This is a genomic window from Marinobacter sp. B-21, from assembly GCF_056857895.1.
This window is the reverse complement of sequence record NZ_JBSXNZ010000051.1, coordinates 20,927-44,724: the sequence shown is the minus strand read 5'-3', so window position 1 is coordinate 44,724 and position 23,798 is coordinate 20,927. Positions and strand designations below refer to the sequence as shown.

Here is a 23,798-nt window from a genome sequence, read left to right as displayed (position 1 = left end):
GCAACGTTTGCGGTCGGCTCAGGGTTCGGCACGGCAATCTACATTTGTAACTTGGCTCGGCTTTATTCGTGTGGGTTCTCAGGAGTAATTCCGGCATTTATCTTATCCTGAGCTTCCCGAAGCCTAGAGATGATGGTCCCGAAGTCGTCCGGGACGCCAAAAAACATCCTGCCTTCAATTGCCGCCGTGTGATCGGCTGCAATCTGTTCAAGTCGATCATCTTCCGGTATGAGAACCATTTTACCCTCTAGCACCGCCTCAAAACTCACGCCTTTTTGCGCCCACCGCTGGCTCTTCATAGCCACTACGTCGGCCATTGCGTCCATGGCCTCGAGGGGGCCAATGAAATCATCTTGCTGAAGGAGGCGGTCCACGTCGTACCAGTGCCGCGCCAGTCGATGAGGGTCCGGGTCTTTCTCCTGAGTCGAAAATTGGTGCAGTGCGGTAAGCTTTTCCCAAAGAACATACCCTGGGTGATATGCGGCAACCGTTGCTTGAGGAAACGCGATGGCCTGAAGCTCTTCCAGTTCTGCAAGATAGCATCCGACATCATGGCTTACGGTTGGTCGGCCCCGGTTTCGGCCACCGAATTCCAGCAGGATGTAGTCGAGCTGGTAGTTGCTGTCATAGCTGCTCAGTCTCGGAAAATGAACGTTTACCTTTTCCCCTTTCGAGTTAGGTTCCAACTCCGCCCGTAGCCCCTCAATGTCATACTCGGCCAGTCTTTCGTTGAGACGATCAACCAGGTTTGCAGACCATTCGGTTAGCAGCTTCGTCTGTCGGTCGCGGAATTTCTTTTTCTGGCTGTTGCTCTGAGTGGATTGCTCCCACGCTGCGATCTCATCAGGTTCACCGGCAAGATCACTCCAGTGAATGGAGAGGTCAATGTCTTCCGAGAAGCGTTCAATGGCTCTCCAGCACTTGCTCAGGGCGGTACCGCCCTTGAAGGCGGTTGAGTAAGCGCCAAGCAGGTTCTCGTTGTAGAGCAGACGAAGGACCTCCGCTACCCAGATATCCTTCTCAAGGAAATTCTGGGCCAGGCCAGCGGGATGTTTTTGGGCGCCAAGGTCCAGGATCGCTTTCAGCTCGTCATGCTTTTTGGGATCGCGATAAAGATCGAAAATATCCGTCAAGCCATCATTTCCTTTTCGAACTGCTCTAATTTGGCGTGCCACCCTTCAGGCAGATGTGTCGACTTGAGCCTTCTGATAGCCGTTCGGCTTTCTGACTCGGAAAGCTTCAGCCTGGAAAGGGCTTTTTTCAGTCCGCTGAGCTTAACGGAATTGGCTGGGGTGACGGTTAAGCTTCGCAGTAATTCACCTTCCGGGCGTGATTTCCATCGTAGCTTTGACTCCGCGACGTGCCGCACCTCAACAACTTCGTTGCCAACTGAAAACGTTCTGCTGGCCCCGTTACTCCAAAACACCGTTTTGACGGGGGCTTGTGTTTGCAGGCCGAGTCGATAAGCGGACTCAACACCTTGCCTCACCAGCGTGTAACCATGTTCTTGTGCCCATTTTTTAGCGACCTGTTCTGCGCTAGCCGTGATTTTGATGGATGGCATGCTAGCCAGGGGTTTTGGGCGAACATACATACCTTTGGCTACGCGCTCGACGACGCCTTCTTGAGCGAGCCTGCTTAGTGTTTTTTGCACAGACGCACTCGAGCCCAGCTCATGGAACTGACTAATGGAAAACGGGACGCCCCGCCTCATGTGCCGCAATCGACGGGTTATTTTTTCTGAGGTAGACATGGCTTAACCTGACATATCGATAACATAGTGGATTTAGTCTAGCCCTTTAGTGATAGTCGGCGCAAGCGCCCCAATGTCAGGACCGTATAATTTACTATGGTGAAAAAAGAAAGGCTGGAGTTGAGTAAGGGTTCTTCTGATTGTTCACTTAATGTTCTATTTCAGCTGTGCAGTTTTGCCTGTGAGGCCCCCAGTTTGGTCGTGGGAACAGCTTTTAAAATAGCTGCTCTCTGGGTAAATGGGTTAAACACCTGATACGGAGGGCTCTTTCTGCTACTTTTACCCGCAATACTCGGTCTGAAACCGGCTGGCAGCATGGCGGCACTCTCCGTCAGTAGCTGCTTGCCAAGCCCGTGCCTTTCCGCGAGGGCTAGAGGCAGGACGGAACCACTAAATTCGTAGCGAGCATCCCATGAGCACCAACATCGAGCAGATCAAATCCCTGCTGCTGTCTTTGTTACCAAAAGATGGCTCTACTGTCGGAAATCTCAGCCTCAAAGAGCAGTTACGCACTCAGCATCAGTTGGAAATTTCTGATGAGGAATTTGATGCAGCTAGACAAAGCCTGTTGACGGAAGGAGTCGTCGGCAAGGGGCGTGGTCGTGGAGGTGCAACGTATCTTAACCAGGCGAGCGCCGCTGAACAGTCAGCTCCTGCTGGATTTGAGTTGCAGGCGCAGGTAGCTCCGTCCCAGGAAGATCTTACCTTTGGCGAGAAACAAAAACCTGCTCGGCCTCAAACTAATCGCCAACCCGGTAAGAAAAGAGGTGAGCACAGCCAAGTGCTGTCGTACCGGTACGATGAGAAGCGGAAGAATAATCCTCACGTGGGGATGGTCGATACTCACTCCGACGGCGTCGAGCAGAAAACAACCTGGCAATACGACCCTCACCTCTCGCCAGAGTTGCAGTTCGATCCAGCTAGATCCCGCGTTGAAGACCTGATTGAAGATGCTCTGCAAGCCAGAGAGGTGGAAGCAAAGCAGGCGAAAGATGATCTACTGACTTGGTTGGACCATGCTTTGGCGGCGGACAACGAGCAGGCCGTTCGGGAGGTTGTCGCTAACCTTAAAAAGAAGGTGGCGGACAAAGAATTTCTGGAGCGCGAGCGGGGTGATCTTGCTGAGCTCAAACGGATGCAGGCTCCTTATCTGAACTGGACCGGCAAAGCTGAACGCACCAGTTTTGAGGTGGATACTGTATCGCTTCATGTACACGAGCGTATCGATCCGGCGACAATTCTTGCCACTGTTCAGAAACGGATCAAGGATGCTAAAGGTAAGTCGTCTCCGGCCCTACAGCCTGATCTTTTTCATGCACCATTTGAAAATTTGCCGCTTAGGGATGCCATAGATTTCTACAAGCATGAGCGCGACTGGGCCAACCGCATGATTGCGGGTGATTCTTTGCTGGTTATGAACTCCTTGGTTCAAAAGGAGGGGATGGCAGGGCAAGTGCAGATGATCTATATCGACCCGCCCTACGGGATAAAATACGGCTCCAATTTCCAACCATTTACCAACAATCGAGATGTGAAGGATCGGAAGGATGAAGACCTCACTCAAGAGCCGGAGATGATTAAAGCTTTCCGGGATACTTGGGAACTCGGTATTCATTCCTATCTGACTTACCTGAGAGATCGTTTGTTGCTGGCTAAAGACCTTCTCAGTGATAGCGGCTCCATTTTCATTCAGATATCGGATGAGAATATCCACAGGGTTAGATGCCTTTTAGATGAGATTTTCGGAGAAGAGAATTTTGTCTCTATCATCACGTATTCCACAACGGGAGGATTTTCTTCTACCGCTCTCAGCCGAACAGGGGATTACATACTCTGGTACGCCAGAGAGATAAAAAACCTCAAGTTCCGTCAGCCTTATACTCAGAAGGATCGAGCAGAGGCAGCACAGAATGATTATGACCAGGCCCAGGAGAAATTGGGGCGCCGTCGTCCAATGAAGAGTTCGGAAAAAGCGGAACCTGAAAAGGCCGCCAACTTGATCAAGCAGTTTACAGATGATAATCCCACTTCTCAGGGGGCTGGAGCCTCAACCGACTATTTTCAATATAGAGGTCTAAAGTTCCACCCTGGCACAGCGAACCACTGGAAAGCGCCTCTTCCGGACGGAATGCGACGGCTGGCAAGGTCATATCGATTTCAAGTTACTCCGAAGAACAAGATCCGATATATCCGCTTTTTTGAGGACTTCATACTTAAGCCAGTGACAAATGCTTGGTTTGACGTGGCCGGAGCAGTGCAAGATAGGACGGACCCGAAGGTTTATGTCGTTCAGACAAGCAACAAGATTGTCGAACGTTGCATGCTTATGACCACCGATCCGGGCGATTTGGTGTTGGACCCTACCTGTGGTTCCGGCACCACTGCTTCGGTCGCTGAAAAGTGGGGGCGACGTTGGATCACTTGCGACACATCCCGTGTCGCCGTTGCACTGAGCAAACAACGCTTGATGACCGCGAGCTACGATTATTTCGAATTGAAATACCCCCAGGAAGGCCTTCGGGGTGGCTTCATTTATAAGACGGCGCCTCACATTACCCTCAAGTCAATCGCTAACAACCCTGAGATCGACGAGATATACGAAAGACATCAACCAGCGATTGAGGATGAATTGTCGAACTTGAACAAATCGCTCAAGGGGCATTCGCTTGTTGTAACTGTTACCGAAGGGGGGCGTAAGGGCGACAAAGTTGATTTTTCGCGAGGGGATGGCGAAATGGTCAAGCTTCCTTCCGGTGAATCTGTTCAAGTAAACGAGCTTTTAGAGTGGGAGGTCCCGTTCGATTTCCCTCCAGACTGGCCGAAGGCAGCCCAAAAACACTTCGAAGCTTTTCATCAGACCCGCATGACAATGCAGCAGCGTATCGATGAGAGTATTGCAAACCATGCCAGCCAGGAGGTTTTCTATGACCAACCTGAGGTCAGCCGCGACAAAGTTCGCATTACTGGTCCTTTCACCGTAGAGGCTGTTCCATTCGCCACGGTACTTGGTCTGGATGAGGCTGAGCAGCCTAAGGAAGCCGATGTGGCGGTTGCCCGTTCCGGAGCAACCTCACGCCAGGGACAATGGCAAGAAGAGTTATTGAAAGCAGGTATTCGCGGTAAAGGCGGGCAGCAAATCAAGCTTCAGGATCTCGAAACACTTCCGGGTGCTCATTACATTCACGCTGTTGGCACCTTAGCGGAAAATGGCGACCGTGTGGCAGTCAGCTTTGGCCCGGAACACGCTGCACTTGAGCAACGCCAGGTTGAGATTGCTATGAGGGAGGCCGGTGATCTATTTCCGCTACCCAAAATGCTCGTTTTCTGTGCTTTCAACTTTGATCCTGAGGCAGCAAAGGATATCGACAACATAAAGGGTGTCCAGGCACTGAAAGTGCACATGAACACGGATTTGCTCACCGAAGATCTCAAAAAAGGTCGGGCCAGCAATCAGTCATTCTGGCTAATGGGGCAGCCCGACGTTGAGGTACATGAGCTGAAGGAAGGCAAACTCCAGGTCGAAGTGCACGGATTTGATTATTTCGATACCAAGACAGGAGAGCTGAAATCCGGCGGCAAGAAAAATATTGCTATGTGGCAGCTTGATACCGATTACGATAACCGATCATTGTACGCTCGCCAGATATTCTTCCCCATGGCAGGCAAGAAAGATGGATGGTACCGACTTAAGAAGGATATCCGAGCCGAGCTCAATGAAGAGCTCATGGACAAATTTCACGGTACCAAGTCAATTCCATTCGAGCCAGGCGACAATCGCTGCATAGCGGTTAAGATCGTGGATGACCGGGGTATCGAGTCGTTGAAAGTCATCAGGCTGAATTGAGGAGGGATGCATGGCTGATAAACCGAATTCCCTGGTGATCAATTCGCCGTATGACAAGCCTGATCAGTACTGGTCACAGGATGATAATGGACGTGTTGCCGGTGTAGTGAGTGGTCGTAGACCTGCCGCCTACGAGCTTTACGATTCGCGGAATAATACGCGCCGAGTTGAGGAGCTGGAAACGGTCAACCGAATTCGTCAGCGTGTCGATGCGTGGCGAGAGGCTGGCTGGCCAGGGGTGACGAGTGTTTCCCGCGAACTGCTTAGCCACTGGTACTCAAGGGGGGAGTGGGACTCTGATTCAAAGCGCTGGAATGGTGGCCCAAGGCCTTTCCCGTTCTATTTTTGCCAACTTGAAGCCATTGAATCTCTGATCTGGTGGCTGGAAGCTCCAGAGGATTATCGCCAAGGAATCTTTCTGCAAGGCGATGGCGGTCCCTGGGAGCGCATTTGCAACAAAATGGCAACAGGCTCCGGCAAAACTTCGTTGATGGCCTTGATCATTACTTGGCAGACCCTGAATGCCGTCACCTATCCGAAGGATAAACGCTATTCAAAGGCTGTATTTGTGGTCGCTCCAGGCCTTACCGTAAAAAGCCGACTGCAGGTGCTCAACCCTGGCAACGAGAGTAATGTTTACGATGAATTCGTGTTGTGCCCGAATGAGGCAATGCGCCAGAAGCTGAACCAGGTGGTTCTGGTTATCGAAAACTGGCACAGCCTGATGCCCCTCAAAGAGCAGGTACGCTCCGTCGTGAAAAAGGGTAAAGAGAGCGACGAGGCGTTTACCCGAAGAGTGCTTGGCAAGCTGGCTTCCTACAAAGACATCTTGGTTATTAACGATGAAGCCCACCATGCATACCGCCAAAAGGCTGAGGTAAAAGTCAGCAAGAAAGAGGCGGAGGAAATGGGGATCGATCTGGAGGAGGCGACCCGTTGGATCGAGGGGCTGGATCGCATTCACAAGACCCGCAGAATTCGCCGATGCTTTGACGTAACCGCGACTCCTTTCTCACCTACGGGCAAGAAAAACACGGAGAAAGGGCTATTTGAGTGGATCATCTCGGATTTTGGCCTTAATGACGCCATTGAAGCGGGCTTGGTCAAGACACCTCGAATTGTCGTGCGAGATGACGCGCTACCCGATGCGAAGACCTACGCCAGTAAGCTTTACCATTTGTACCGGGACGAGTCCGTAAAGCAGGATCTTGCCCGCAAAGCTCAGCCTACCGACCCCCTGCCTGATCTGGTTCAGAAGGCCTATGCGATCCTTGCCTATGATTGGCAAGAGACGGCAAAAAGCTGGGAAGCGGAAGGTCACACGATTCCACCTGTGCTGCTTACCGTTTGCAACCGGACCGAAACCGCGTCCCGTATCGAGCATTTCTTCAATAGCGGCGACTGCCTGATTTCCGGAACTCAGAATCCACTGGCTACCTTGCGTGTTGACTCGAGGGTTCTGGAAAAAGCCGAGCGAGGGGAAAGCATCACAAAGGATAAAGATTATGCGGTGAGAATGGAGGAGATCATCAATGCATCCATGCTCCCGGCCGATAAGAAGGAAGAGCTGCTTTCATTGAAGCAAGAGGAGCAGCTCCGGGCTCTGGTAGATACCGTCGGCAAACGAGGAAAGCCAGGTCAGAATCTTGAGAACGTGATTTCGGTAGCCATGCTGTCCGAGGGATGGGACGCGGCCAACGTAACTCACATCATGGGCTTGAGAGCGTTTAGCAGCCAGCTTCTATGTGAACAGGTTATTGGCCGAGGGTTGCGGCGGGTAGCACACGATATGGATGAGAACGGCAAGTTCATTCCTGAATACGTGAATGTGTTCGGTGTTCCGCTTTCGATCTTCCAGGAAGTGGGTGAGGGCGGCGAGACACCGCCTCCTCCGAAACCCAGTGTACGGGTAGAAGTTGAGCCTGGCAGAAACCACTTCGAAATCCGCTGGCCCAATATTGACCGGGTTCAGACTGTTCTCAAGCCAGAGTTGAGAATGAATTGGGAGGCCGTTGAGCCTCTGACGCTGGACCCGGCACAAACGCCACTGAATGCGGAAATCGCACCTGCCCTGACCGGTATCCCTAATCTCGCACAAGCGTCTCAGATCGATCTGGAGAAGGCTGTAGAGGACTTCAGGCTGCAGCACCTGACCTTCCGTGCAGCGAAAAAGCTTTTTGTGAGTAGCAGTGCTGGATTTGAGGGGGATAAGCAATACCTGGCTGTGCAGTTAATCCGTATCGTTGAACAGTTCCTGGAGTCCGATAAGTTAGACATCCCAAGCCTATGGCATCAGGACCCGGTTCGCCGCCGACTTTTGTTCGCGCTAAATATGGATAACGTCGTCACCCATGTGAATCGGTTTGTAAGCAAACAAAACGTTGAACGTCTGGAAGCTTTGTTCGATGAGCACCAGCCAATCGGTGCAACCTCTCAGATGCGCCCTTGGCTAACCACCAAGCCGTGCAGGCAGACAGAGCGTTCTCAGATCAGCCATGTTGTATACGACAGCACCTGGGAAAAACTCGTAGCGGATGTCTGTGAAAAGGATGAATCAGTCCATTCATGGGCGAAGAACGATCACTTGGGCTTCAAGGTCCGATACCTGTGGAATGGTTCCTCTCGCAACTTTATACCGGACTATCTCATTCGGCTAAAGAATGGCCAGACATTGGTATTGGAAGTGAAAGGGCAGGATTCAGAGCAGAATCGAGCCAAGCGAGCAGCGATGGATGTCTGGGTTAAAGCGGTGAACGAGCAGGGGGGCTTTGGCTCCTGGTGCTTTGATACGGTGTTTGATCCGAGCTTGGTGAGGGATGTGATTGCTGTCCACTCCAAGCAGCCTGTTTCTGCTTGATATCAGCGAATCAGTGAAAGTGTCATTTTTATTCGGGTGATGGGCGGATTGTTTAGCTGAACTCTCCTCAGGTGGGCGGCAGAGATATGCTCGCCCACCAGTTGAGGTTCACGCCAGAAAATTCATACAAGCGTTAGTTTCGGTGGCTGAGGTTTAGTTCTCATAGGAACGTCTATTTGGCCAATTAGCTGTGAATCCAGTCCTGTTACCTCCTCCAGGAAAGACCTTTTTACTTTGAGCATTTGGGCCAGCTCGTCTATCCCAATCGCATGATTTTCAGATAGAGCCTTTATTGCAGTGGCTAGCAGCTCCGGCGGCTCCTGGTCGATTAAATAATCGTCCTTTTCCCCGCTGCTCTCACCATATTTGCGGAGCGTAATTACACCGGTTTTGTATTGCTGCTCGGTTAAGAGGTCCAACTGCCTTGCTCTGTAAAGAATGGCAGCTTTACTCACCTTCCAGGTCTGCTTGAATTCGCGGATACCAATCCAATTGAGTCGATTTCCTTTGGGGCGTGGGAACAACCTTGCCATCATGGTTCTTGGCAACAGGAAAGCACTGGCAAAACGGTTGGCTTGGCTTTCCGTAGTGCGGTCCCCTGTGACAACGCCCTCATGCATCACTAAATGACCCAACTCATGGGCGATATCAAAGCGTTGCCTGCAGGTATCAGTCTTAGCAGTGTTTCGGACTATCAAAGGTCTCTCGACGGCGACAGATAGAGCGTCGACGTGCTTTGATACTCCCGCAAACGTGGTGACAATGGCGCCCACGTTCTCAGCAAGCCGTGTCATGTTATCGATTGGTCCTAGGCCTAGGTCCCAATGTTTTCTGCATGATTCGGCAATTGCCTCGATATCGTTCACGCTGGCCAGATGGTCGTAGCTGGGGATGTTTATCGCTGGAAGCCTTAAGTAGTCTTCCAGCACATGAATGAGCTCGTTGACCATTTCACCCCTTGCTACTGCTATTTGCCTGATACTGCTCTTAGTAGTCATCAAACTACGGAAATGAAACTGATCCTCATGCAACTGCAATTTCCGGTTTGAAAAGAAACCGATCTCAACATTGAGCGCATCAGCGAGCTCAGCTGAAAGCTCTGGCGTTGGACTGCTTTGTCCCGTTTCCAGTTTGTGTAGGTATTGGCGAGACTTTTCGACCTTTTCCGCCACCTCTTCAAGCGAAAGCCCGCAAAAAATGCGGGCTAACCTCAGGGCGGCTCCTTCGAACTCTGTGGTCATGCTAGCTTACTCACGTTGTCCAGCCCGAGACTCATCAGGGAGTGATTTTTGTGTTTGTATCGACAGCGTCTTTGCCACCCTTTAAATGCACGGCCGCTGGCGGGAGCTGTTTCGATTTTGGCGCTGTATCGCCCACCGAGTAGGGGCTGCTGACACCAGGCTTGTGTTCCCAAAGCGAAACTTTGTCCTGCAGTTCATTAAAGCCTGCGAAGTACACCCTGTCCTCATCCTCTTCCGTCATTGCGCGCTCAATGATAAAGCGCCACATTACTGGGGTAACCATGTCTACAGGGAAGAGGTCATCGGTCCTGTTCTGTTTGAAGAAACCTCGCTTTCTAGGATTTTCCGGGTCGTCTCTGAAAAATCTGAAAGGTACTTTTTTCCCGATGCAGAGCGTGACATCCATTCCAGCATGGCTAACGCTCAGCCAGTCACGCTCCTTACACAGGCCTATGAGGCGATTACGACACCGGCCGAACACTGCTGATTCCTTGGTGTAAGCGTCATCCCACTCCGAACTTAATGCACTCAAAGTTTCATGCCTGAGGTCCAGCAATTCGTTTGCAATATCAGTCAATCGATCATTGGTTAGCTCGGGATAAAACGTCGATGGAAGGGGGAGTGTCATAATCGTCTACCTGGCAGATTCTGTGATTTGTCAACCACTCACATGTTCTGGCAAATTCTCCCTTTTGTCAACCAGCAATCTCGTCTCACATCGATTGATCGATTTTAGGGCTGCAATGCAGCGGGAGATTGAGAATTTTGGCTTAGCTGCCATGGCAGCAGTTCAAGGCCTCGGGTGCCGTTTATGGATTCAGACAAGTCTACGCAATTCTCACGATAGAATACTCCCGTTCATAGCGAAGACCGTCAGCTTGTGAGTGAGATGCGCGAGGGCGGGAATGGGGTCCTTTGAGGTCCATACACAGCCATTGTTTTCACGCCTGCCCAGTTATCGGGATCTGCAGACTTAACTCGGTGCCATTTGATTCGCTCAAGTTAGGGCGAGTGGTGATTATTCATGCTGGCTGGACTTTACCTCTTCTTGGATCAATGTTTTCAGAATTGATCAGCAGGTAGCTCGCTGGTTCTGAGATTTCCGTCGCTCACCCGGTACAACGTAACGGTATAGCCGCTAATTTGTTGGCCCTGGATGTAGAACCGGAACGGTGTATCTGCTTTGTTGTACGCTGTTTCAGGACCAAAGAAGTGCTCCGTGCCATACCAGTTTTGACCTGAGGCATATTTCAGTTGGTAGGTCCCGAGGGGTACCTCGAGATCAACGGTCGTCCCACCGCGCACAAAAACATCGAGGACATTCCTCCCAGTGGATATGTTCTCCAGTCTGACCAGGTAGTTTGCTCCTGAACTTGTCTTGATCTGCAGCGGGGCTTCACCGGATTCGTTTGTGTAGCGGTCAATAGTACCAGTCGCAGGAAGAGGGAGTTTTGGTTCACTGAAAGCGGGCTCGTCTAGAAACTCATTTGCAGACTGAGTACCGGGGCTGGATGTTCCGTTACCAGAGACAGGTTGCTGATAAGTCGTACTCGATGGCGGAGTGGGAGTTGAGGGAGAAGCGTTGTTCGCGGACTTGTAGTAGAGAAAACCGCCTACCACGAGGCCGATTAGAATAAATGGGCTAACGAATTCAACGACAGACCGAAGCAGAGATTTGGCGGATGCCTTAGCGTTGTGTCGTTTTATTTTTTTCTCGAAAGCTTGGCTGGCGGATGTTGGAGTCCAGCTTCCCTTTTCAAAGTCCTGAGACTGCAACCCCTGCCAGTTGTCCCCATGAGTAAGTCCCAGTTTGGCTCTAAGTGCTCCGATGTCGGTTAGAGCGGTATGCACTTGATCATACGTTTGTCTTCGACCTTCGCTGAGCAGCACCTCGGTCGCATCCTCCTTAAGCCTGGCATCGCTGCAGGATTGAACGGCTTTCTGAATCTCCCGAAGCGACGCTTTTGGACTAACTCCGAGCCGACGATAAAGGTCACGCATATTTCACCAGGTAGTCGTAAGCTTCACGAATTCGAACAAACGTCTGGGATGCTGCGGCGACAGATTCCTCGCCTAAAGATGAAAATCGATCCGGATGGTGAATCTGAGCAAGCCTGCGATACGACTTTTTGATCTCTTCTTTACTAGCACCAGGTTCTAACCCGAGCGTGGCGTAGGCTGCGATTGCTCTGCTTGGGTGTCTGGGTTGTTCATGGCGATTGTTGGTGCTATCCGATCCCTTCGACTGACTTGACGAGTCTTGAGCTTTTTCACGGTTTCGCCAATAACTTGCGGAACTGACATCTGATGGAGCGGGGATTTCCCGACCGGTCATATTGATAAACGTTTCATTTAATCTCGCCCGGTCTAAGCCGAGAAGGTCTGCTAGAAATCTGAGGATGTGGTTTTCTGAAGGAAGCAGTAGCCCATCGGCAATGGACATACCGATCGCCATTTCCATGAACAGGTGAGCTTTTTCCCCTTTGAAATGTGATGAAACAATGTCGCAGGCCAAATGAATTGCGGCGAGGTCGTGATTCTCAGCGATGTGAATGAGCTGTTGGATTGAGATTCCATGTTTAGCAGCTGCTGAAATCTCGGAAAGTTGTTTTGCTTCTGTTTTATCAACGTTGCCGTCGCTTGCCGCGATCCATGCAAGTATCAACAGAATTGAGGTTCCGAGCTGATTGTTACTTTTGAGAATCAGCTGCTCGAATTCTGAAAAATTCTGGTCCGTCACTACAGAGACCTCTTACCCATGGCCTGTTCAATCAATCCCATCAGAAGCCGCTTCCGTTCATCAAAGAAGCCATGAAAATCGTCTGCTCGCAGCCTTTCGGTTGGGATGAAGTGCTCGGAAAGTATGGCATCCATCTCATCATTATCTAGTTGGACCTGATCGTGGCTCTGTAGTTTTGCCAGATAAGCCGACGGAGCATCTCCACCAATCATTCGGTTTGCTTTGTACGAAATTGGCGTTTTGTTGATGATTGAGTCGTAAACCTTCGGCTGGATACCCTGGGCCTCACACCAGGCGCGGGGGAAGATGTGATGGATGTCCAGTGCCACCTCTTGAGTATCCAGTTGCTGGATGCGCCCTTTCCAGAAAAAATCGGAGGCGCCCTCTCGGAGTATCAGCACATTGATACCTTTATAGGCGGCGCTGAGTCGACTGCGGAGTGATTCAAGTCGCTCGGGGTCAAACGATGCATCGGTCACTGTTCTGGGAACTTCGGTGTCGTTCTCGATCCAGTTCATCAGCTCTTCAAGATCGACCGCAACTCGAGTTTCTACGGCACCACCATAAAGTTCGCCCAGCACACCCGACCAATACCACCGAGACAGTTTTTTATGGATCTTTGGCTCTCTCCAGCGCTCGCCAAGGAGAGTTAATACTGATGCAAGGGGAACGAGTTGAGTGCCATAGGGAAGTTCTTTCCGGCTGTAGAAACATTCACCGGTCAGAAACTTGGCTGCTTCGATGAAACCGACTTCGACCTCGTCTGCCCATTTCTTATAGGCTGCAAGAGGGAGCTCCAAGACGGAGGCCCGTTTGGCGCTCACAGGCCGAATCTGCTTTCCTTGTTTTCCGTCCGCTATATCCTGGTACTTGCGCTGGCGTGTATGGAGTAGCGTAATTGCCTGCAGAAAATCGGTGCTTTCTACGTCCGCAAGCAACTCCTGAGTGGCTAGGCGCGATTTCCTGGAATCTACTTTGCGCTCGTCCGAGCCGAACCAGTCGTCCCGCAGGTTGTAATTCTCCGCAGCATAACTAGCAGTCATCAGCTCGAATACAGAAAGCTGGACACCGCCGGTATTAACCTTTTCGAAGACAAGACAGACGGCTTCTTTCGATGTTTCTTTTTTCAGCTCGATGATTGGAATCTGATAAGCAACGAAGGCATCGATTACCTTCTTCTTGAACATCAGGAATTGCTCCATGCCATCCCGATTATGTTGAAAGAGCTCTTGAAGCCATTGGGAATCGTCCAGGATCAGGTCGCAGGGGAAGTAAAGCTGTTTGCACTCAAGTTCTCGCGTCGAGAGATCGAGTTCGATGTCCCGTCCGAAATTGGATCGAATCTGTTTTTTCTCATCCACGCTGATGATGGCATCCTCAAGGCGATCCTCGCCCTCAAGCGCCAACTGGATGTCGAAGTAATAGTGTCGCGATATTTTGCTCCCTTTGGCTGTGCGGGTTGCTACCGGGCTGGTAAGTGCAACTGCTTGCGTCAGGCTGGTCAGGCGTTGCTGGCCGTCCAGGATCAAGCGCTCAGGCGAATTCGTGGCTCGGTCGATCGGGACACCCTCAACCCGGCGCACCTGGAACTTAACTTCTCCCCCCGTTTCCATCAGCATGACAGCTCCTACTGGGAAGGATCTGGCGATACTAACCAATAGGCTTTTCACATGATCATCGTCCCATACCCAGCCGCGCTGAAAATCCGGGAGTTGGATTTTACCGTTGGTGATGTCGCGTAGGAGGTCAGGGAGGGAGCGCTTGGTACTGTCGAAGGTTGTCATTCTGCGTCCTTGAGAAAAAAGAATAGCTTGCGGCTTTTATGTAGTGATACTGGACTGTAGTTCTGGGATGTTCAAGCGAGGGTGGTGGGGCATATCTGGCCAACGGGTTGTCCGTTAGCCAGATATGCAATGAGCAGCAATCCTAGTTCAATTGATAACAGGGGCGTTTTCCAGGGAACTAATGAGCCCCTCCAGGTCCTTTGCATGGACCGGTTTTCGCCTCTGTTTTGTCAGTTCTTTGTTAAGCTCGGCGAGGGCACTCGGTTCTTCACAGAATTTTTCAGCCAACTCCAAGGGTGTCATGTCGTGTGAATCTCTCTGCCAGGCAAGCTGCGGTGATAGCTCAATAAGCCGATCAATTGCATACCCATTTCCTGACCAAGCTGCAGTATGCATTGGTGAACGCCCGTCTACAGTACTTAAATCCGTATTGCATGGGTGGTTCAATAATGCGTCGATGGTTTCTTTGTCGTGCGATTTCACGGCAGCATGCAGTGCAGATCTACCTTCAAAATCCTTAAGATCAGGGTCTGCACCAGCGTCGAGGAAGGATTGAACCAATTCCGCATCACCCTCCTCAGCAACCAGCATCAGGGGAGTCTGGCCCTTGAAATCAGCGTAATTCAACTGCTTTTCAACCTTGCTCGCGAGCAATTTGATTGCCTGTCTCCAGGTTGTTGTTACCGTTTCTACTCGTTGCAGCTCTGATTCGAACTCTGCCGGGGCGATACGCCGTAATTTGGGGAGTTGATCAGTGAAATGGGATCGGAGCTTGATCCACAGCATCAGAACCGAATCTCCGGTAACGCATTTCAAGCTATTGCTGAATTTGCGGGAGTTATCCTTAATCCAGTTTTCCAGTCCGGGTAAGTCGCCAGACATGATGAGACCAAAGGAGTCCTTCAAGGCTTGCTCGGAGACGGGCTTCATTGGTTCAATGCCGGGATAGGGGCTGTATAGCTGATGCCAGAAATAATCGGCGGCTTCCCGTGCTGAATCATAGATGTCTAACACCTGACGATTGTTGAAGACGCCCCAACCAAGCATAGCCCGATAGTATCTTTCGTGGTTATTTGGGAATAGCTTTTGGTTCGCGACTTCAGTGGCGAGGCAATCCAGGGCGATCTCACCCTTGAGAGTTCCGAACGCCTTCTCGTTCGACGCCTCAAAAGCTTGGTGGAACCTCTTTGACGCATTGTTGATGTCGTTCATGGCCAGATGGTGTTTGGCCTCAAAGTGAAGCAACAGTGCCTGCCAATTCTCATAGGCAGAATTTTGCTTGGCTTCATCCAAAAGCGATTCGACCCGGGTAGAAACGTCGTTTGGCAACCTCTTCTTGCCTTGGCCACCTAGGTAATTGCCAAGCTCAAGTAGTATTGGCTGAATCTTCTGTTCGGGAGTGTCCGCCAGCTCTTTCATTCTCGAGGTCGCAGCCCACCTCGCTTTGGGTGAAAGTCCCGCGAAGTTTGCTACTTGAGCCATGACAGCGAAGCGGTTTTCCTTTTGAAAAGTCCGCCAGGGTGAGGCCGTTCTAGCCCTCTCTATGAGGTCTCGAGCGGCTTTTGCTTCCTCTGCGTGGCTCCTGAGCAGCTCTAGCCGGGAACGAACTATCTGCACGTGAGTCGGCGCATCACTGCCAACGATGTCTGTCAGTTCATCGCCAGACCTTGATAAAGAGAACAGCTGGGTCAGCAATTGCGCCAATTCGAGATTTCCGGTATCACGCTTTGAAGGAAGGATGGACAGGTAAAGAGTGTTTGCGTCCCAGGGTTCAAGCTGCGCTTCGAACCAGGCATTTTCTGCCGCCTCGCCAGAGCTTCGAAAGTTGCGCCAGGCTTCTATCGTAAGATTGTAGACATGCTTATAGCTCGCAAGAATTTGCAGCAGTTTGTTCTGCTCGAAGTCAGAACATAACTTATCGACACCGGGGCAGAGCTTTTTCAAGAGTCGGTCGTAACCGTCTTGCATCAACCTAGCGAAAAGCAGGCGTTGGCGGATGATCTTAGCAGTTGGTTTCTGGTAACGGTCTGCGACCAGACGTACCAAAAGTTCCTTTTCAGATTCCGTTGCTTGACCATCGATTATTCGCTTCACATCGTTATCGTTGCCCATTGCAAGCTCTCGCCTGAGAGCATCCTTGTTATCATCCAATTCTCTACTCTTCAAAAAGGCCACTGCGGCGTCGAACTGGTGCGCAGCAGGCTGGGCTTCGTCGATTTCAAATGTGCCTTCGAAGGGAATGGCCAAGTCGTCAGGAAAAAACTGATAAATCTTGTCGTGGTAGGGTAGGGTACTGTTTCGCCAGTTGTACAAGGTTCTGGTGAAGGTGTCGAAATCATCTTGACCTTTACCGCTTTTAGCCCCAGCTCTCGCCAGGGAAAGGCTCTCAATCGAACCACCAGCTAAATCCGCCAGCCAATCGACAACCTGCTTTACAGGAAGATCTATTTCCATTCCCTCAGATGTTGTGCGCGGTTCTGGGAGATACCAAAAGCTTCCCCGAGGCATGCCCTGATCTAAATTGCCGTGTAGGTTCCAGAAGGCTGTGTGGCGGGCAATACCGGGTATAAAGAAGTATCCCAACAATACCCAGAGGACCTGTTCTTCATCGGCCCGAAATGTCCATGTATTGCATTCCAGCCCCTTGAGGGCATTCCCGAGTTCCGTCAGGTTGGTCATGAAATCTGCGCGCGCTTGGCCGTCAAATTCGAGCTCATCGAATATCTCACGAAGGATCCGCTCGCCCATTACCGTGTGCTCTGCAAGGCGCATGTTTCCGGTACTAAATTTTCTTTTGATCTTCGTCTGATCCTGCTTGAGCCCCAAGCTTTGATGGATTTCCATCAATACGGTCTCAATCGAAGGGAAGGCAGCCATATATTTCTCCTTGGTTAGTGATGGCCCCATCCTTGTCGAAATTGGTAGCGCTTTCACTGAAAAGTGGCGTACCCCCCCGTTATTCAAATGAACTCGGTTCAGTGAGAAGGGGGGTACGGCGGATTTCATACTGAGAAGGTTTGACGCCTGACATTCTGGCTCCTCGATCAATCAATAGGAGCTTTTATGAATCAAACTTCGCATTCCGTACCCGTTGTCGTCAATTGGCATCTGACTGAGGCATGTAATTTCTCATGTCGATACTGTTATGCCCATTGGGAGCGCGCTGAAACCATAAAGGACTTGATCAGAGAGGAATACCAGGTTCGTGCCTTGGTGACAGAGCTTGGACGATTTTTCCGCTCAGATGGCGCCGCAGAAAAGTTTGGATTCTGCAGTGCCGACCCACGATTGAACATCGCAGGTGGGGAGCCCTTGCTCTTCCCTTCTGCAGTGCAGACAGCTGTGCATCAGGCGCGCAGGCTTGGTCTTCGAGCTTCTTTGATTACCAACGGGTCCTTCTTGACCGAAAAGCTGTGTGAATCTCTAGCACCCTGCCTTGATATGCTCGGGGTTAGTATCGACTCCGGAGAATCCGACACCAACAACCTTATCGGGAGAGTTGATAGTCAGGGACACTTCCTGAATTTGGACTCTCTCAGTAGCTCTTTTGAGGTCCTGAGGCGTCGCAATCCTGCATTAAAGGTAAAACTGAATACCGTGGTTAATCGGCTGAACTGGCAGGATGACCTCTCAAGCGTTGTTGACTTAATACAGCCCGAGAAATGGAAAATTCTCAGGGCGCTGCCGGTTATTGATCAATCGACTAGCGTGACGGACGTCCAGTTCCGGGCATTTGTGGTGCGTCACTCGGCCTATCGATCAGTTGCGGTGGTTGAGGACAACCAGGACATGCAGGAGTCGTACATCATGGTTGATCCTCAGGGGCGTTTTTTCCAGAACTCGCCATGCTCAGCGGGGTATCAGTACAGCCAGCCTATCCTCGAGGTTGGTGCTGAAAAGGCATTCAGCCAGGTCAACTTCGATGTCGAGAAGTTCAGCTCCCGATACCCTGGCAACGGTGAGGGTGCTGCATGAAGTATTCCTCGGATAAGGACGTTAACAAATATGCACGACAGTTGGTTCGAGAGGGGTGGGGCTTCAAGCGTGGTAAGAAACACGGGAAGTTAATTGCCCCTGGTAGAAGGGGCTTCGTAGTTGTTCCGACGAGCCCAAGCAGTAAAAGAGCGGTCCGAGAATTGGCGTGGGTCGTCCGTAATCTTTAACCGGCGGTGAGGGTCGAAGTTACCGCGCCTTGAGTTCCGCCTTCAAATTCCATGGCAGCAGCTCAAGGCCTCGGTTTCCGCTCATGGATTCCGGTAGGTCCTCACCAATCCTGGAAACGGAGTACTCCTGCTCATAGCGAAGATCGTCAGCCTGCGAAATGTAGGGGAGCCGGAATGGCGTCCCTTCAGGTCCATGCATGGCTACTGTCTTCACGCCCTTCAATTGCTCATTGATGGCCAGGAAGGCCTGCCTACTCGTTAGGGGGTAGTGGTTCTCGATCATCTCTGAGACCTTGTTTTGTAGGATATCCCGCTCTCGTGCTGTCGCCGTAGGGATGATGAAAGAATGTGTGCCGGGCCAGCTATTAGGATCTGTCGGCTGAATCCAGTCCCTTTGAACCCGCTGAATCAGCCGCCCTTGGAATTGTGCGTTGAGCAGATCTCGTGAGACGCGCACGAGACATGTGAATGTTGGTGTGATCTGGAGCCCCCGGTCTGTTGTTTGATTGATCTCGACTTTCAGGAGCCGCAGCGCCGTTTTGACATTGTAACGCCAGAACGGCTGGCCACGGGCGATAGATAGGTGCTCTATCAGCGTCCCGAGCTGATTTTGGAAATCTGACGCATTGCATGGCACGCCTGGTAATCTGATGGCAATCCAGTTAGGGGCACGCCTGAGGTCGGTCATTGAGGCGGGCGCGGACTCCCTGTCAATCACCGACCTTAGCGCCGATGCCCATTTGCGAGCACGCCGTCTTTGGCAATTGGGGCAGAATCGGTGATGACAGGTAAGCAAGTATGGATTGGTCACGACACGCTCAAACGGATACGTTTTCACTCTTTGCCCGCACTCGCGAATCATCCTTGCTTGGTAGTCTGTGGCTTCACTTCCGTCGAAATACGCCGCGACCTCCGCAGCCGTTAGCGGTTGGTTTGGTTTGTTTTTCATGGGTGTAACTCTTGTAGGCAAAACGGGGGGGGCGCGCGAAGGGGCCGAGAGTTAAGGTCTATTCAGTTGCCAGGAGTCCTGCTCGTGCCGAAGTTGTGGCTGTTCAACCCAAAACGTTTGGTAGCGAGCTTTGCAAAGTAACTGACTCGATAGAAGAGTTCGCTGTAATCCTCGCCTCTTCGAATCCAGTAGATAGGGCTAGAAGAATCCTTTCTGCTAGGAAAGCTCACAAGCCCATCAGCGAGCCCTTGTTCGAGCCCGAGAGCGCTGTGCCAAGCGTTATCAATCATGCTGAAGAGGCTGTTAGATTGAGGGTTGTACTCGCCGAGGTTTCTGAAGGTCTGTTTGTTGAAAAACAGCACGCAATGGTAGTGAGGCTTGCCTTCTTCTCCAAACTCTCGAACCCACACATAATGCACGTTTGTGGCGTGGAACCGGCTGCCGCTTCTTTCAGTTCTATCTTTACGTGCCTTGATCTTTGCTTTCAGTGAAGCGATAAAGCGGCTGAAGACGGGTCTTCCTGAATGCCTCATCCAGTCAAACTGTGTGGGAAGTCTTAGCTCAACCCTGACGGCCATTATGGTCTTATGTTCGTTTAATGCTTCTCGGATGGTTTCATCAATTCTTTGGAGGTAGTTATAAATATACGGGCCTCTTTGCCAAATTATTGGCATTCCATTGTATTCACGTCCGTAGTATATAAGTAGATTAGGATCTTGGTGGTGTCTTTCAAGATATGGAATATTAGACATGGTTTTATCCTTCAAGAATAATCAATAGGAATAAAGATCTCTAGGATATCTATTCTGGTAGAGATATATCTTTGCATTGATTCTGTATTAGTTAGTCTGTCTATTTGATTGGTATGATTCTGGCAAATAAATACTATTAAAACCTACATCTTTTTTGTCGATGGGCTCCGAATATTGGCTTAATATTGATCGAGCGATCATGAGAGATTCAGAGCAGCATTACTCTGCATCAATATCAAGGTTTGTTTGGATAGTCGCGAATTATTCGAGAGGGGGTCAATCAAGCAACGGAATTACGGTTCATCGGGTGGTTTTGGATGTCGCGGTTTTCAATTCTTTCTGTAATCCACCTGTGTACCTCGGCATCAACCCAGCCTACCGATCGGCCTCCAAGAGGGATGGGTTTGGGGAAAGTGCCCGCGTCAACGTACTTATAAATAGTCGAACGGGCTAGGCCGGTCTTCTCAATTACGTCCTTAAGTCTAAGTACTCTCATTTTCTCCTCCAAAGCGTATGCGTTCAAAGGATCTGGCGACTGTGTAAACAATAATAGATGCCAGTGTATCTATGGAGGAAGATTTAAATATTGGTCTCGCTGTTATACAAGCCATTGCGGTTGGAGCCGGACTTGGTGGCCTGCTCGATTTTATAGCTTGGAGCACTGATCGGTAGTCATTTACCTCGCCATGCGTTCAGTTCAGGCAGCAACAATTATTGGCGTGGTTGGGTGAGCGAGTGAGGGTAGGCGTGCAGCGGTCTCGCCAATTCGAGATGATTTCAGGGCCTCAACAGGCCTATTTTCGGGGCTTGGATTAATACCAATACATTAAATTTGAAAAAAAGATGTCTTAAACGTCGTCAATGTCGTCAGAGAGTTGAGTGGTCTCGGTGACTCGGATCTCCCAAACAACGTTCGATCCTTGCTTTCCTAATGATTTGCAAGAGACTCCTTTTTTCTTAAGCCTAGGGGCAACTTTCTTTAATTCAGCGCCAAATTTCCGCGTGCTTTTCGGCCAGTCATTACGGTCTTCTTCTGGAAGGTTTTTGAAGAGATCTTTTTGCCAATCACTTAACGGCTTATTTTCTTTATATTTGGGGTTCTCAGCTGCCCATAAGAGAAGAGATCTGGCAACAACAGATTCATCTATGATGTTTTCGTTGGTTTCGCTTCTTAACTCACTAAGTGTTTCTGCAAATGAGCTAATATTGGCATTAAAATATTTGCAGACCATTACTCCCGTTAATGCAAAATTGTCAAAATATATTTCGTCATTAATTGTAAGTGATGGTGATCTTGGCTTGTTAAGTGTGCCAGCTGCAATATTTACCAATTCAAGTAAGGCCTGATATCTGGTTTCTTGAAATAGCTGATTTAAATTTTCATTCAAGGTTTTTTCATCTAGTGTTGGAAGGTCAAGAGATATTCCTTTTTTAATAAGAAGTGGATTTGAAAGTATTGAGGACGTACTGGCAGCAATAACCGGATTTCTTAGATTGATGGTCCATTTATGTCCTGAGTTTCCGTGGTTGATCTGGTTATTTATTCCATTGTTTAATAGCTCGTAAATATGCTTTTGCAAAGGGTCTGAAATGTCGTCTGCATTATCTATTGCAATTATGTAATTGTTTTGAGCGAGGGAAAGTAATTCTTTTAACGAGTTTGGTGCTTCGTTTAATTTTTTGTCAGTCGGATCTATCAAGCTTTTAATAATCCAGGCTGCGGTGCTTTTTCCAGAGTCTTCTGCACCGGTTATTTCCAGAATTGTTTGGTCTCTCTCCGGAAAAAGTGTGCAAACCATCCAAGTTATCACGGTGCTGTAGTATGTTTCGGGAATGTTGGTCAGGCCTAATATATAAGTTAGATGAGGCGATTTTTTTGATAGCAGGTAAGGAAATTCTTTTTCATCAGGGTTCGACAGCAAGGCCCCAGGTACACCTGAATCATGGCGAATTCTTGCGTCGATGCTGGAAAGGTTGGGTGGTCGTAAAAAGTCAACATCTATGAGGTGCTTAGACTGGGGATCAAGAAGAAATTGTTCAGCTCCATCTGATGAATATCGAATGAAATTTGTTCCGTCAGCTAGATCCAAAAAATAAGAGTGCTGCCCTATACCAACTCTAATACTTATCTTGCTTGGAATAGCCTTAGTTTCAGCTTTGAGGATACGTTTCGCTGTTTCTATCGCTGAGTTACTAATAACGATATCGTAACTGGAGAATGCTACGTCTGTAATCTTATTAAAAATTGTCTCCTCGTCGATGAAGAAGACCTCTCTGGTTTCAGTATCTACGAGGTAAACATTTCCGTTTTTATGCAAGCGTTTCTGCATGACGGACAATGTGAGTTCGACAATTGCCCTTACCTGATCGCTCTTCGTCGGGGGTGTTGGCTTAGGAATGTTAACTCGTTGCGGGTATTTGTCTGGATTCGCTGGGTTGCTCATCTTTTCGGGCTCACGATGTCAATTAATGGGTGGAATCAGGCGGGTGCTTGAGATCGTCTAGGTAATCTGCCCAAGCTTGCATCATCTCTTTGCGATCATCGATGAACTCTGTCCTGTTATAGGCGCGACCGTGCATGTCCGCAACACGGTGGGCTAATTGCATTTCGATCAGGTCGACGGGGTACTTGAGTTCTTCCTGCAGTAGAGTCCGGGCCATAGCCCGGAAGCCGTGAGCCGTCATCTTGCCTCCGTATCCCATCCGATCCAATGCTGCTTTGATCGCCACGTTGCTCATGGGGCGTTTCGCATCCCGGGCATTTGGGAATACATACCGGCTCCGTTGCTGGGTAACTGGTTCTACTTCCTTAAGGATGGCAACTGCCTGATGCGACAGGGGCACAATCAATGGCGCGCCGTTCTTTGTGGTGGGTAGCTCCCACTGAGCCTTGTCGAAATCGATCTGTTCCCAAAGCATCTGTCTGGTGTCGCCGGGGCGCGTAAACACCAGCGGCGAGAGCCTCAAGGCGGCTGACGTTGCAAAGTGGCCCTGGTAGGCATGAATATCTTTAAGCAACTGGGAAACTTCATCGGGCCGAACCAGCGCGTGCTGGTGTTTCACTTGTGTGTTGGGTAAGTAGCCGGTCAGATCGCGGGTAACGTCGGAGTCGACCCTCGATGTTGCAACTGCGTACCGGAACACCAGGCTGATAAGGGTTTTGACCCGGTGAGCGGTCTCTGTGTTGCCTTTTTTGACAATGGCATCCAGGACTTGCAGGACATCCACTGGCTGAATGGAGCGGATAGGGCGTCCGGCCAGCAGAGGAAAAGTGTAGATTTCCAGTCTTCTCCAGTTCCGGACTGCATGCGCCTCCGTCACTTCAACGGAGTGCTTCTGCTTGTACCAGTCCTCACAGAGGGTGCGAAAGGTATTCTCGCCATCCGACATCCGCTGTGTGGACTCCCGCTGTCGGTTAGCGCTGGGGTCAATGTTTTGCTGGAGTAGTGCTCTGGCTTCATCGCGAGCTCGACGAGCATCGGCGAGAGTGACTTGTGGGTAACTGCCCAGCGACAGCGTCTTCTCGTTACCCGCAAAACGGTACCGCAGCCACCAATACTTGGACTCGCCTCTGATGATCAGTGTCAGGCCGCCACCGTCTGCCAGCTTCCGTATCTTCCCGGAACCTTTGGCATTTTTTACTTCGTTAGCGGAGAGTTTATTAAGTTGGCGGGCCATGATTGTCCGATTTGTGGGTAACGACTTCTGGAAAAGT

The 23,798-nt window shown here is 50.3% G+C and carries 16 protein-coding genes; 3 read left to right on the top strand and 13 right to left on the bottom strand.

The features are described from left to right. Positions 1 to 62 precede the first annotated feature (62 nt). A complete protein-coding gene (locus tag AC13C0_RS04255) occupies positions 63 to 1,133 on the bottom strand; it encodes a nucleotidyl transferase AbiEii/AbiGii toxin family protein (protein ID WP_482953999.1) in 1,071 nt (356 codons plus the stop codon). After that, on the bottom strand, positions 1,130 to 1,753 hold the full coding sequence (locus AC13C0_RS04250) for a DUF6088 family protein (protein WP_482953998.1): 624 nt from the start codon (positions 1,751 to 1,753) through the stop codon (positions 1,130 to 1,132). Before AC13C0_RS04250 ends, AC13C0_RS04255 begins: the two co-directional genes overlap by 4 nt. Positions 1,754 to 2,165: 412 nt before the next feature. Between AC13C0_RS04250 and AC13C0_RS04245 the strand changes: the two genes are divergently transcribed. After that, the gene (locus AC13C0_RS04245) at positions 2,166 to 5,597 is read left to right on the top strand and encodes a site-specific DNA-methyltransferase (protein ID WP_482953997.1); all 3,432 of its coding nucleotides are present in this window, start codon (positions 2,166 to 2,168) and stop codon (positions 5,595 to 5,597) included. A 10-nt stretch (positions 5,598 to 5,607) separates the two neighbouring features. After that, positions 5,608 to 8,454 (top strand): BPTD_3080 family restriction endonuclease, encoded by a 2,847-nt coding sequence (locus tag AC13C0_RS04240; protein WP_482953996.1) that lies wholly within the window; start codon positions 5,608 to 5,610, stop codon positions 8,452 to 8,454. Positions 8,455 to 8,576: 122 nt separating this feature from the next. Here the strand turns inward: AC13C0_RS04240 and AC13C0_RS04235 are convergent, their stop codons facing one another. From AC13C0_RS04235 to AC13C0_RS04210, 6 genes are all read right to left on the bottom strand, one after another. After that, positions 8,577 to 9,695 (bottom strand): helix-turn-helix domain-containing protein, encoded by a 1,119-nt coding sequence (locus AC13C0_RS04235; protein ID WP_482953995.1) that lies wholly within the window; start codon positions 9,693 to 9,695, stop codon positions 8,577 to 8,579. Between the two features lie 34 nt (positions 9,696 to 9,729). Continuing rightward, positions 9,730 to 10,323: a hypothetical protein gene (locus AC13C0_RS04230; RefSeq protein ID WP_482953994.1), complete on the bottom strand. Its 594-nt coding sequence runs from the start codon at positions 10,321 to 10,323 to the stop codon at positions 9,730 to 9,732. 434 nt (positions 10,324 to 10,757) lie between these two features. Next, positions 10,758 to 11,696: a hypothetical protein gene (locus tag AC13C0_RS04225; protein ID WP_482953993.1), complete on the bottom strand. Its 939-nt coding sequence runs from the start codon at positions 11,694 to 11,696 to the stop codon at positions 10,758 to 10,760. Beyond that, positions 11,689 to 12,435, bottom strand: coding sequence for a DnaJ domain-containing protein (locus AC13C0_RS04220; RefSeq protein WP_482953992.1), 747 nt, complete (start codon positions 12,433 to 12,435; stop codon positions 11,689 to 11,691). Before AC13C0_RS04220 ends, AC13C0_RS04225 begins: the two co-directional genes overlap by 8 nt. Then, the gene (locus AC13C0_RS04215; RefSeq protein WP_482953991.1) at positions 12,435 to 14,219 is read right to left on the bottom strand and encodes a GmrSD restriction endonuclease domain-containing protein; all 1,785 of its coding nucleotides are present in this window, start codon (positions 14,217 to 14,219) and stop codon (positions 12,435 to 12,437) included. The genes AC13C0_RS04220 and AC13C0_RS04215 overlap by 1 nt, the downstream gene beginning before the upstream one ends. Before the next feature lie 147 nt (positions 14,220 to 14,366). Next, complete coding sequence (locus tag AC13C0_RS04210) at positions 14,367 to 17,096, bottom strand: ankyrin repeat domain-containing protein (RefSeq protein ID WP_273064877.1); 2,730 nt, start codon at positions 17,094 to 17,096, stop codon at positions 14,367 to 14,369. A gap of 186 nt (positions 17,097 to 17,282) precedes the next feature. Here AC13C0_RS04210 and AC13C0_RS04205 point away from each other — a divergent pair, with 186 nt between their 5' ends. Continuing rightward, positions 17,283 to 18,194: a viperin family antiviral radical SAM protein gene (locus tag AC13C0_RS04205; protein WP_273064875.1), complete on the top strand. Its 912-nt coding sequence runs from the start codon at positions 17,283 to 17,285 to the stop codon at positions 18,192 to 18,194. Between the two features lie 207 nt (positions 18,195 to 18,401). Here AC13C0_RS04205 and AC13C0_RS04200 read toward each other — a convergent pair whose 3' ends face one another. The 5 genes from AC13C0_RS04200 to AC13C0_RS04180 form a co-directional block, all read right to left on the bottom strand. After that, positions 18,402 to 19,331 (bottom strand): hypothetical protein, encoded by a 930-nt coding sequence (locus tag AC13C0_RS04200; protein ID WP_273064872.1) that lies wholly within the window; start codon positions 19,329 to 19,331, stop codon positions 18,402 to 18,404. Between the two features lie 62 nt (positions 19,332 to 19,393). Beyond that, a complete protein-coding gene (locus AC13C0_RS04195) occupies positions 19,394 to 20,083 on the bottom strand; it encodes an inovirus Gp2 family protein (protein WP_273064870.1) in 690 nt (229 codons plus the stop codon). Positions 20,084 to 20,363: 280 nt separating this feature from the next. After that, positions 20,364 to 20,579, bottom strand: a complete 216-nt coding sequence (locus AC13C0_RS04190; protein ID WP_273064868.1) for an AlpA family transcriptional regulator — start codon at positions 20,577 to 20,579, stop codon at positions 20,364 to 20,366. 352 nt (positions 20,580 to 20,931) lie between these two features. Further along, positions 20,932 to 22,527 carry an ATP-binding protein gene (locus tag AC13C0_RS04185; protein ID WP_482953990.1) on the bottom strand — a complete coding sequence of 532 codons (1,596 nt, stop codon included), beginning with the start codon at positions 22,525 to 22,527 and terminating at the stop codon, positions 20,932 to 20,934. Positions 22,528 to 22,549: 22 nt separating this feature from the next. Beyond that, entirely contained in the window at positions 22,550 to 23,761 is a 1,212-nt protein-coding gene (locus AC13C0_RS04180) for a phage integrase central domain-containing protein (protein ID WP_273064863.1), read from the bottom strand. Positions 23,762 to 23,798: the final 37 nt, after the last annotated feature.